Origin of the sequence: Bartonella fuyuanensis (assembly GCF_014197255.1) — a bacterium.
Classification (GTDB): Bacteria; Pseudomonadota; Alphaproteobacteria; order Rhizobiales; family Rhizobiaceae; genus Bartonella; species Bartonella fuyuanensis.
The window spans coordinates 1-7,911 of record NZ_JACIFE010000031.1 but is presented as its reverse complement, the minus strand read 5'-3'; the positions used below and the strand labels follow the sequence as shown (position 1 = coordinate 7,911).

Here is a 7,911-nt window from a genome sequence, read left to right as displayed (position 1 = left end):
AATGTGATTTGTGCTGTGAGAAAAAAACGTATCATAAAATTTATAAACTATTATGAATGACATCTGCTTTTCATTTCATTTGAATGCAACCATGCGTTATAATATTTGCATCATGATTTGCTTTTTAGGGTCTATTCATACATGCCAATCTTATATAAAAAATGATCAAATGAATCATACATAAAAGGATGGATTCTTAAGTGGATTCATATAAAATAATTGCACTCAACATATTGACTTTATTGTTTTTTTTGATATTATACCGATTAGAGATTGTAAAAATACTCAGCTACCCCTAATCCCCATGGTGCATATCCAACCGCTGTTGCAACAAACTTTTTTTGCATAGGCTGTTTACGATTTTTAAAGAACATCTGTTTTAATATTTCCATAATAAAACCATAACTTTACCAATAGGTTTATTTGACTCAAATTTGACTGTAGACAAGCGTTTTAAACTTTCATAATAAAACATCATAAAATCTTTAAATCGCTCTGTACGGTGCCTTTTTGTCAATTTAAACGTATGTCTAATCACAAAATTATCAGAAAATTGCACTACTTTGCTAACCTTCAATATTCTTAACAACACTTCTCAGACCCTTCAAAACCTCTGCAAGCTCTTGCTTGTGAATAGCTGTTAGGGGACTAAAATGTTCTTTCGCTTCCTGTCCTTTCAAAAGCTTTTCACGGGTATTCAAAATCGCCTTGCGGACAAGATTAGCTTTCGTCAATAAGCTATTTTCCAAATCACGACACAACCTTACAAGTTCACGTGTACTTGGAAAAAACGTATCTGATAAACCACCTATATCATCACATAAAATTCGTTTAACCGTTGTCATCAGTGACCATGCCGAAACATTTTCCAAAACCATTCCATACGTCAATGCCATTCCCTCATGATCCGATTGTTGCGATATTTTCAAACCACAGGATAACATGCGAAGTGCTTTGGCAATATCCTCTTTGCTTGCTTTCACTGAGAAAAGCTCTTGCAATTGATCACCAGCCTCTAAAGCAATCGCTTCCTGCTGTTTCGTTAATTGGCTGCCATCTTTCAAAATCAACGGAAAGCCCGGTGCTATCATCTCGTGAATGTGCTTCAAAATATCCTCGATTTCCGATATCAAGGACACTGTCTGCGATACGCTCACCAATGCTTTTTTGCCTTTGATTATAACTTCCATAGTTGCCACCTTGATTATTGATTTTATGATCTTTTGAATTTCTTATCCAGTTACGCCACGTCGCTTGCCAATCGATTTTGGTTGCATTTGCTCCAGCTTTTGAACGCCAGTAATCTCGAAACTTTGCGATTTCGACTTTCACTCGCTCTGGAGGCAAGCCCTCTTCGATTGCAAAATCGTAATCGGGTTCGAAATCATCCGGTAATCGACAACCCCGATTAGCTTTAGACCGCTTGGCTTTTTTAGGAACATTTTCTTGCTCGTGAATGGGAGATTGTTTATCTGATGATGTTGCGGTTTGCTCTGATTGGCCCTCAACTGCATCAACCTCTGTTGGCTCTTCAACCAAATCCGTTGTTTCTAAATCTTCAAATTCAGTTTCTTTTTTTGATAAAACGATAGTTTTATTTTTTTTATATATATTATTCTTATTCTGGTTCTGGTTCTTTATAGCTAGATTTTGCTTGTCATTTGCTTCAGCAAAAAAAACGTTTTGCTTATCTTTTGCTTCAGCAAAAAAATCATTTTGCTTGTCGTTTGCTTCAGCAAAATTATTAACATGTTGTTTTGTATTGTTTTTTGCTTGTGCACCTTTTTTACCAGCTTCACTACGAATTTGTGATATATGATCTTTTTTATCAGCAAAATCTTTTAGCTCTTCTTCAACGCGCGTATTCCACAACCCACCATCTATCTCAACAAGTTTATCATTCCTCATTAAATATTCGATGATAGTTGCGAATTTTTTTCGTGAACAATTGCAAGCACGTGAAAGCGTTTCAAAATCTGTTTTAATTGGCGCTTTTTTATCGTACATGCGAACAAGAAGTGTTATATAAACGCCCCGTTGTTCCAATGTCATCCCATCTGTACCACTAATCCAATCATACAAATGAAATCTTATCCACGGCATACCATTAGACATGCCTTACCTCCATATTATTGCAAGTGAAATTATCTAGCTCTTCTTCACTAAGGCTGTTGAGTTCCTCTTCAACCTGTAAACTCCATAAACGACCGTCTTCTAAACGTATGATGACTCCAACCCTCAATAAATAATCTAACGCTTTTTCAAATCTTTTTATTGAACATTTAGTAAGATAAGAGAATCCTTGTGAATTATTTATAAGAGGTTCGCCAGTGTAGAGCATTTGCAAACGCAACCTGAGATAAACATTGCATTCAATCGCTGGTAACAAAACAATATCAAGAAGACACTTCTCTACATTAATTGTTACAAACTTATTTCTATTGGACATCCCCAATCTCCTTGCCTTTAACTAAATATAAAATTGCCAAAGCATCCGCTTCATTATCATCACAAAGCACGTGTCCTTTTGCACGCATTGCCTTAATCATTTCTTCTTTTGAAGCATTTCCTTTTCCTGTCGTTGCTTTCTTAATGGTAGCAACGGGAATGCCTTCATACGGTATCTGATGATGTTCACACCAAGATGTTAATGTTGCTAAAAAGCCCCCATAAACATGAGAAGCGTCTGTACCTACATGCCGACGTACCTCTTCAAAATACACCGCATCAATTTCATCAACAGACCTCTTTAATTCAGTAAGCCACCGTTTAAAGCGCAAGTAACGCATGCCACCGCCTTCAAAACGGCGTGACTGAAAATCTTCTGTATCGCTTGTTATATGACCATCCGCACCGCATATCGCCCAGCCTGTCTTGGTCCCTAGATCAAGACAAAGAATTGTATGCAGCATCTAAACCACCTGTATTTACTAATTTTTCTCTCTTAAAATGGTGCTTTAAACAACTTCTCTGCACACAATTTTACTGCAATTCACACAATAAGAAACGTGAGAAAAAGATAATTTTTGGATAAGCTTTTCTTGTTCGCGTATCATTTCGTCTTTTTCATCTATCTCTTGCCTAAACATTCTCGTGGTTTTAAAAACAGTATAAGCTGCATAACAAGATATAATAAGCGCAAGTAAGCTCATCTCTATCCCATCACTTATCCTTCTTCTGTGAAGCGCCATTTTTATTAGCAGAAGACATTTCTCCACTATTAACTAAAGTGCCGCCACCAATGCTTTCTGTCGCAACACGTACATCACCATGAACAGTTGCATTTTCATAAATATTTGCAGTTCCATAAATTAATGCCTCTTCATAAACTTGTGCCTTGCCATGAACTTGTGCATTCTGAGTAATGGTCGCATATCCATAAACGCACGCATCTTCATAAACCTGTGATGAACCCCAAATCTCCGCATTGTCATAGACATGAGCATTGCCATAAACCTTGGCATTACCACCAATAACGACCTCTCCATAAGCCTGTGCTTTATCATAAACTTGCGCATTAAAGTAAACTTGCGCATTATTAAAAACCATAGCCTCTCCCCCTACCCAACAGTCACCTTCATGACTAAGATTTCCCTCTTTCGCTATCCAACCGCCTAAATCACCTTTCTTAATGGTTCCAAAATCTTTTAAGGCGCGAATACGATGTAGAATATGCGTACAACTACCTTTCTCACCATTGTGTTTGTATTCTTTGATGTCACCAGTGAATTCATACTTTTTAGTTGGATCAACTGCTACAATATTAGCTCTAAGTTCAATGATCTCCTGTTGAAGTTTTGCAATTTCTTCACCCCGTGATTGAACTTCTGTTTTTAATGTATCTACAATTCCATCCTTCTGTCTGAAGACTTCATCATATTCATCTATTTTCTGCTTCAGTTCTTTGATTATAAGATCGCTTTTTTCAATAGATTCATTACGTGTTTTAAGAGTATTAATATAATTTCCAATGTCTCTATTACTTACATTAATAATCCTATTTTTCTCTTTAACCGCAGCATCAAGCTCCATAACTGCTCTATTCTGCTCTTTAATCGCAGCATCACGCTCCATCACTGCTCTATTCTGCTCTTTAACCGCAGCATCACGCTCCATAGTCGCTCTATTCTGCTCTTTAACCGCAGCATCAAGCTCCATAACTGCTCTATTCTGCTCTTTAATCGCAGCATCACGCTCCATAACTGCTCTATTCTGCTCTTTAATCGCAGCATCACGCTCCATCACTGCTCTATTCTGCTCTTTAACCGCAACATCACGCTCTATAGTCGCTCTATTCTGCTCTTTAATCGCAGCATCAAGCTCCATAACTGCTCTATTCTGCTCTTTAATCGCAGCATCAAGCTCCATAACTGCTCTATTCTGCTCTTTAATCGCAGCATCACGCTCCATCACTGCTCTATTCTGTTCTTTAATCGCAGCATCGCGCTCCATAGTCGCTCTATTCTGCTCTTTAATCGCAACATCACGTTCATGAGTAAGCTCTACAGTTTCCTTTGAAAATTCATTCTTGATCGTTTGAATTTCTTTTTTATAACCTTCAATGTTCTCTTTAAATGCCTTGGCTTGATTGCGATAATCAAAAATAAGTCGTACCAAGATTAAAATACCTAAAAAAAGCGGGATTGCTGCTATAGATAAAACGTCAGTAAAATTCATTTTGATCTCCTCAAAGTTGTAAATTATTACCCGCGTTATAAACGCTAGGATTTTTTGTAAATTTTGACGTTGGGGGTGTTTGTTTTTCTTGCATTAATGACTGCAAACGCTCGGGATAAAAGAAATCTTCGGGGCGCAAGTCTATCCCATGCTCACGCGCGTAGGTTAATAATTGCGCTTGATAAATTGAAGGAAATAATCCATTAGAACCACCCTTCTCTTTAGAATAAGTGATACGATAAACAGCACCTTTACATTTCTGTAAAATACGCGAAACATTAACAGCCCCCCCTAAATATTTTATTATGGTATACGCAGGTTCTTTTTTCATAATAATAAAATTTCATATTTAATGAATTTTAGAAAGACAAAAATTCAGTTTTTTTTTATTGATTTTTCATATCACATGAAAGATCCTTATTTTTATGGAATCAGATCAGTTAAAGGCGTGGCTTAATGAGCAATTAGCTAAAAATGGGCATGGCAGCAAAAAAATGCTCGCTAAACATTTAGGGATATTGCAATCTACTTTAAGCAATATGCTAAATAACTCAGAAAAAAAGAAACCAATAAAACCTAGATCAATAAGAGCTGATGAACTAATAAAAATTATTGATTTTTTTGGTGAAATCCCGCCTTTTTTAATAAAAGAATCTGAACAATTTATTCGTCTTTACTATCAAGCAAAACCTGAAGTTCAGAAAGCTGTTTTAACGATTCTTCAAAATTCTTGTTCTTTAGACAAAGAATAATAACTGCCCTCACTTTTTTATCTCCATAATTCCAAAGTTTTTCTAACATTGTATTATCCATGATTAGCTTTTGCCTTCATAAAATTTCATATTTTATGAATTTTTTAGTTGACCTCGTTCATTAAATATGAAATATACAACACCATACCAGAAAAAAAAATGCCCTTGTCAAGGTTGTTTTTTTCAAAATGTATTTATTATTTTTTAAATGGAGGCATTTATGAAAAAACCAGTGTTTATAAACTCTGATGAAATTCTCTTAGTAATCTGCGAAAATGAAGAGCAAAATCTTGCTAAATCCGGTCCTTTCTTAGAAGAAAAGGACATGATCAAATTTATCGACCAAACCGATAATGCTGTCCAAATCTTCCGTATCGAACCAACCGCTAATCGTTGCGAAGATATCTCTGAAGATCTTGCTGAATTCTATCTTAAAGAATGTGAAGAACAGTGTTTCAACGGAAATATACCTCACGATTTTATTAAGCATAGTTCAGCATACGGTTTTTTTTTAGAAGAAATCGAACAACAGCGATATGAAGATGAAACATACGGGACATATGAGCAGCAAAACCGTTTAACTATTTGGGATATCATTCCAAACTATCCATACTATACAGGGCGTTTTTAAAAACGCCCCCTTCCTCCCATCCAAATGAGGTTTGTAATGAAAAATTTTATCCCTCCTCAAGAGCTTAAAAAACAAATCATGTATTAATAGGATTTTAATATGATAAATTCCCCTTTAACAACCATGGCTAGCAAATATGGGTTTTCTCATGAACAATTTCGGAAAACAATTATCAAAACCTGTATCAATCATAACTTCTCTGATGAAGAATTTGCTGCCTTTATCTCTGTAGCCAATACTTATGGTCTTAACCCTTTAACAAAAGAAATTTATGCTCTCCCTAAAAGAGGTGGCGGTATTATCCCTGTTGTCTCTATTGATGGATGGATTAAGATCATTAAATCTAATTCTCAATTTGATGGCATGACCTTTCAAGATCAACTTGATAAGGATGGTAATCTGATTGCTATCAAATGCGCTATTCGTCTCAAAAGCATTAAAGATCCTATCGAAGTTACTGAATATTTAAACGAATGCAAACAAAAAAGTGACACTTGGCAAAAATACCCAGCTCGTATGTTACGCCATAAAGCCACCATACAATGTGCGCGTTATGCTTTCGGTTTTTCTGGTATCTATGAAGAAGATGAGGCAGATCGTATCAATGAAATCAATCATACAGAAGAAAATAAACCAATCTCTCATGACATGCTGGAACAAATCAAAGAATTGATTAACCAAACAAAGACAAATGAAAATAGCCTTCTCTCGTACGCAAACGTAGAAAAACTAACAGACCTGTCTTTTGAAAAAGCACAAGAGGTTTTAGGACTTTTAGAAAAAAAGCAAAATATCCAACGAGAAAGATCTCTCGAATACCTCTCACCCCAAGAGCAGAAGGACATTCCTATACAAGATGCAGAATATATTCACGCTCAAGATATCAAATATGTGCCAACACAACAAGAGCAACAAACAATGGTGGTGTGAAATGGAACAAAGAACAGCACAATGGTTTCAAGCAAGGCTAGGAAAAGTCACTGCATCTAATGTTTACAACGTTATCAATAAAACAGCAAAGGGAACTCCTACAGGCAAATATGAGGAGTACAAAATCAAACTCATCACAGAACGTTTAATCGGTGAAATAAGCCCCCATTATGAAACTGAAAATATGCGTTGGGGGATAGAGCATGAAGAGAACGCCTTGAGAGAATATAGCTTCATTTATGATGTCGAAATAACAAAATGCGGCTTTATCCAGCACCCCACAATCAAAATGGCTGGTGCAAGCCCTGATGGACTTATTGGAGATGACGGTTTAGTCGAAGTCAAATGCCCTCGATCAACGACCCATATACGATTTTGTATCGATAACGAAATCAGGCCTGAATACCATACGCAAATGCAATTCCAAATGGCTTGTACAGGACGTCAATGGTGTGACTTTGTAAGCTATGACCCACGCTTTGCAGGAACATCATCTCACTTGCGAATAAAAATTAAACGCCTCTACCGAAATGACAAAGAAATTCAACAAATCAATCAAGAAGTTGAAAGCTTCTTAACAGAAATAGAAAGAGAGATACAAAGAATCTCAATAAAAGCTGCGTAATGTTGTTATGGGGGTGCTTTTCTGAATTCATGCCTCCTAGCACCCCCACCCTTTCATAAAAATTTTCATCAATACGTGATTCACGAAAGGGGTGAATTACATCTAAATGTAAGGAGAAAAAATATGGCGCCTCGTCCAGCTGCTATAACACAACCAGCCATTGCTCGTGCTTTACGAGAAGCAAAAAAACAAGGATGTGAGCTCATAGAAATCAAACCTACTGGTGAACTGCTTATCTATCTGAAATCCGATATCCCATTACCAAATTCAACAGCACATCCTGACAAAATATGGAA

At 36.4% G+C, this 7,911-nt stretch carries 10 protein-coding genes; 4 read left to right on the top strand and 6 right to left on the bottom strand.

The window, feature by feature from the left end:
- Positions 1-566: 566 nt before the first annotated feature.
- From GGR08_RS07270 to GGR08_RS07245, 6 genes are all read right to left on the bottom strand, one after another.
- Positions 567-1,091: a hypothetical protein gene (locus GGR08_RS07270; RefSeq protein ID WP_246350205.1), complete on the bottom strand. Its 525-nt coding sequence runs from the start codon at positions 1,089-1,091 to the stop codon at positions 567-569.
- Positions 1,006-2,115 carry a YdaU family protein gene (locus GGR08_RS07265; protein WP_183194665.1) on the bottom strand — a complete coding sequence of 370 codons (1,110 nt, stop codon included), beginning with the start codon at positions 2,113-2,115 and terminating at the stop codon, positions 1,006-1,008. Before GGR08_RS07265 ends, GGR08_RS07270 begins: the two co-directional genes overlap by 86 nt.
- The gene (locus GGR08_RS07260; RefSeq protein WP_246350202.1) at positions 2,108-2,449 is read right to left on the bottom strand and encodes a hypothetical protein; all 342 of its coding nucleotides are present in this window, start codon (positions 2,447-2,449) and stop codon (positions 2,108-2,110) included. Before GGR08_RS07260 ends, GGR08_RS07265 begins: the two co-directional genes overlap by 8 nt.
- On the bottom strand, positions 2,439-2,912 hold the full coding sequence (locus tag GGR08_RS07255) for a crossover junction endodeoxyribonuclease RuvC (protein WP_183194663.1): 474 nt from the start codon (positions 2,910-2,912) through the stop codon (positions 2,439-2,441). The genes GGR08_RS07260 and GGR08_RS07255 overlap by 11 nt, the downstream gene beginning before the upstream one ends.
- A 250-nt stretch (positions 2,913-3,162) precedes the next feature.
- The gene (locus GGR08_RS08430; RefSeq protein ID WP_246350200.1) at positions 3,163-4,677 is read right to left on the bottom strand and encodes a hypothetical protein; all 1,515 of its coding nucleotides are present in this window, start codon (positions 4,675-4,677) and stop codon (positions 3,163-3,165) included.
- A gap of 10 nt (positions 4,678-4,687) precedes the next feature.
- Positions 4,688-5,008, bottom strand: coding sequence for a hypothetical protein (locus tag GGR08_RS07245; protein WP_183194662.1), 321 nt, complete (start codon positions 5,006-5,008; stop codon positions 4,688-4,690).
- A 163-nt stretch (positions 5,009-5,171) separates the two neighbouring features.
- On the opposite strand from GGR08_RS07245, the gene GGR08_RS07240 reads away from it, so the two are divergent.
- From GGR08_RS07240 to GGR08_RS07225, 4 genes are all read left to right on the top strand, one after another.
- Positions 5,172-5,429, top strand: coding sequence for an XRE family transcriptional regulator (locus GGR08_RS07240; RefSeq protein ID WP_246350197.1), 258 nt, complete (start codon positions 5,172-5,174; stop codon positions 5,427-5,429).
- 220 nt (positions 5,430-5,649) lie between these two features.
- Positions 5,650-6,060, top strand: coding sequence for a hypothetical protein (locus tag GGR08_RS07235; RefSeq protein WP_183194660.1), 411 nt, complete (start codon positions 5,650-5,652; stop codon positions 6,058-6,060).
- A gap of 99 nt (positions 6,061-6,159) precedes the next feature.
- Positions 6,160-6,990 (top strand): phage recombination protein Bet, encoded by an 831-nt coding sequence (gene bet, locus GGR08_RS07230; RefSeq protein ID WP_183194659.1) that lies wholly within the window; start codon positions 6,160-6,162, stop codon positions 6,988-6,990.
- A 1-nt stretch (position 6,991) separates the two neighbouring features.
- Positions 6,992-7,615, top strand: coding sequence for a lambda exonuclease family protein (locus GGR08_RS07225; protein ID WP_183194658.1), 624 nt, complete (start codon positions 6,992-6,994; stop codon positions 7,613-7,615).
- The last annotated feature ends 296 nt before the right edge of the window (positions 7,616-7,911 follow it).

What these genes read in the sequence shown, in the direction of transcription:
- GGR08_RS07255 (WP_183194663.1), bottom strand. Translation starts at nt 2,912, where the DNA reads ATGCTGCATACAATTCTTTGTCTTGATCTAGGGACCAAGACAGGCTGG.
- GGR08_RS07245 (WP_183194662.1), bottom strand. Translation starts at nt 5,008, where the DNA reads ATGAAAAAAGAACCTGCGTATACCATAATAAAATATTTAGGGGGGGCT.
- GGR08_RS07260 (WP_246350202.1), bottom strand. Translation starts at nt 2,449, where the DNA reads ATGTCCAATAGAAATAAGTTTGTAACAATTAATGTAGAGAAGTGTCTT.
- GGR08_RS07235 (WP_183194660.1), top strand. Translation starts at nt 5,650, where the DNA reads ATGAAAAAACCAGTGTTTATAAACTCTGATGAAATTCTCTTAGTAATC.
- bet (WP_183194659.1), top strand. Translation starts at nt 6,160, where the DNA reads ATGATAAATTCCCCTTTAACAACCATGGCTAGCAAATATGGGTTTTCT.
- GGR08_RS07265 (WP_183194665.1), bottom strand. Translation starts at nt 2,115, where the DNA reads ATGTCTAATGGTATGCCGTGGATAAGATTTCATTTGTATGATTGGATT.
- GGR08_RS07270 (WP_246350205.1), bottom strand. Translation starts at nt 1,091, where the DNA reads ATGATAGCACCGGGCTTTCCGTTGATTTTGAAAGATGGCAGCCAATTA.
- GGR08_RS07225 (WP_183194658.1), top strand. Translation starts at nt 6,992, where the DNA reads ATGGAACAAAGAACAGCACAATGGTTTCAAGCAAGGCTAGGAAAAGTC.
- GGR08_RS08430 (WP_246350200.1), bottom strand. Translation starts at nt 4,677, where the DNA reads ATGAATTTTACTGACGTTTTATCTATAGCAGCAATCCCGCTTTTTTTA.
- GGR08_RS07240 (WP_246350197.1), top strand. Translation starts at nt 5,172, where the DNA reads ATGCTCGCTAAACATTTAGGGATATTGCAATCTACTTTAAGCAATATG.